Origin of the sequence: Roseibium sp. AS2, from assembly GCF_038900065.1 — a bacterium.
In the GTDB taxonomy this organism is placed as follows: Bacteria; Pseudomonadota; Alphaproteobacteria; order Rhizobiales; family Stappiaceae; genus Roseibium.
The window spans coordinates 1-2,500 of sequence record NZ_JBBMQN010000019.1 but is presented as its reverse complement, the minus strand read 5'-3'; the positions used below and the strand labels follow the sequence as shown (position 1 = coordinate 2,500).

1 tRNA gene and 2 rRNA genes (1 of these 3 cut by a window edge) are annotated in these 2,500 nt (G+C 56.8%); all 3 read left to right on the top strand.

What is annotated here, in order from left to right:
• Positions 1 to 1,685: ribosomal RNA gene (locus WNZ15_RS26220) — 23S ribosomal RNA — on the top strand; it begins 1,040 nt to the left of the window's first position.
• A 415-nt stretch (positions 1,686 to 2,100) separates the two neighbouring features.
• Positions 2,101 to 2,215: ribosomal RNA gene (rrf, locus tag WNZ15_RS26215) — 5S ribosomal RNA — on the top strand.
• Between the two features lie 208 nt (positions 2,216 to 2,423).
• Positions 2,424 to 2,500: transfer RNA gene (locus WNZ15_RS26210), tRNA-Met, on the top strand.

The window sequence follows — 2,500 nt, the reverse complement described above, 5'->3', positions numbered from 1 at the left end:
CATCATTTAAAGAAAGCGTAACAGCTCACTGGTCTAATCAAGGGGTTCCGCGCCGAAAATGTACCGGGGCTCAAGCCATACACCGAAACTGCGGGTGCATCCTTCGGGATGCGCGGTAGCGGAGCGTTCTGTAAGTCTGCGAAGGGAGACCCGCGAGGGCTCCTGGAGATATCAGAAGTGCGAATGCTGACATGAGTAACGATAAAGAGTGTGAGAGACACTCTCGCCGAAAGTCCAAGGGTTCCTGCGCAACGCTAATCGGCGCAGGGTTAGCCGGCCCCTAAGGCGAGGCCGAAAGGCGTAGTCGATGGGAATGCAGTTAATATTCTGCAGCTTGTGGGTAGTGACGGATGCCGTGTGTTGTATCTCCTTATTGGATTGGGGGTGCAGCGAAGGTGTTCCAGGAAATAGCTCCCACGTATAAACCGTACCCGAAACCGACACAGGTGGACTGGTAGAGCATACCAAGGCGCTTGAGAGAACTATGCTGAAGGAACTCGGCAAAATGCTCCCGTAAGTTCGCGAGAAGGGAGACCTCATGGTGGGCAACCACTGTGGGGTGGCACAGACCAGGGGGTGGCGACTGTTTATCAAAAACACAGGGCTCTGCGAAGTCGCAAGACGACGTATAGGGTCTGACGCCTGCCCGGTGCTGGAAGGTTAAGAGGAGGTGTGCAAGCACCGAATTGAAGCCCCAGTAAACGGCGGCCGTAACTATAACGGTCCTAAGGTAGCGAAATTCCTTGTCGGGTAAGTTCCGACCTGCACGAATGGCGTAACGACTTCCCCGCTGTCTCCAGCATAGACTCAGTGAAATTGAATTCCCCGTGAAGATGCGGGGTTCCTGCGGTCAGACGGAAAGACCCCGTGCACCTTTACTACAGCTTCACACTGGTATTCGTCACGACATGTGTAGGATAGGTGGTAGACGTTGAAGCCTTGGCGCCAGCTGAGGTGGAGTCACCCTTGAAATACCACCCTTGTCGTCATGGATATCTAACCGCGGTACAACCATATCCGGGACCGTGTGTGGCGGGTAGTTTGACTGGGGCGGTCGCCTCCCAAATGGTAACGGAGGCGCGCGAAGGTGGGCTCAGAGCGGTCGGAAATCGCTCGTTGAGTGCAATGGCATAAGCCTGCCTGACTGCGAGACTGACAAGTCGAGCAGAGACGAAAGTCGGCCATAGTGATCCGGTGGTCCCTCGTGGAAGGGCCATCGCTCAACGGATAAAAGGTACGCCGGGGATAACAGGCTGATGATGCCCAAGAGTCCATATCGACGGCATTGTTTGGCACCTCGATGTCGACTCATCACATCCTGGGGCTGGAGCAGGTCCCAAGGGTTTGGCTGTTCGCCAATTAAAGTGGTACGTGAGTTGGGTTCAGAACGTCGCGAGACAGTTCGGTCCCTATCTGCCGTGGGTGTAGGAGAATTGAGAGGATCTGTCCCTAGTACGAGAGGACCGGGATGGACGTACCTCTGGTGGACCTGTTGTGGCGCCAGCCGCATTGCAGGGTAGCTATGTACGGAAGGGATAACCGCTGAAAGCATCTAAGCGGGAAACCCACCTCAAAACCAGTTCTCCCTGAAGAGCCGTGGAAGACCACCACGTCGATAGGAAGCGTGTGGAAGTGCAGCAATGCATGGAGCTTAGCTTTACTAATAGCTCGTTCGGCTTGATCCTCTCATTAGTCAATGTTCATCTTGAAGCGCTTCGCGCTTCAATCTGATCTGTTTGTTTGTTCTCACGGACGTACCGGTCCTTACGGACCTGTCCTGCGAACCACGCGGCCTGACCGGCCGGCGGCCGCTTGGCCTTGCCTTCTCTGCGCTCGGAACAGTCGTTCCCGCGCAACGCCGGCAGGACACGCGGCAGCAAAACAAACAGCCAATCTGAAAATATCATCGATAAGACCAGTTTGTTCTCAGCGCAGCACGCTCGACACCCGCAAGGGAAAAGAGCCGAACCGGAAGGTTCGCAAGGCCGAAAGGCCGCCGCCGCTTATGCGGCGCGCCTGCGCAGGCCAGCTGCAACGCAGCGTATGGCCGCGAGCACAAACAAAAAGACCAGTTTTACCAAGCAAACTGCGCTTCGCCGGCCTGGTGGCCCCAGCGGGGAGCCCCCACCCGATCCCATCCCGAACTCGGCCGTGAAACTCCCCAGCGCCAATGGTACTGCATCTTAAGGTGTGGGAGAGTAGGTCGCCGCCAGGCCTGCAAAACGCAGTTTGTATTCTTGGCGCGCTACTGCCTGTCGGCTACTTGAGCGCTAATCTCTTCAACATGGCGCTCACGCGCGCAACGCCCTTCAGGCGGCGCTCCGCGAGGGCGGCCTGACCGGCCGGCGGCCACTTCGCCTTGCCTCCGCTGCGCTCCGGATCCAGTGTCCAATATCAGCGCAGAACATCAGGCAAAAAAATAACGCGGGATGGAGCAGTCCGGTAGCTCGTCAGGCTCATAACCTGAAGGTCGCAGGTTCAAATCCTGCTCCCGCAACCA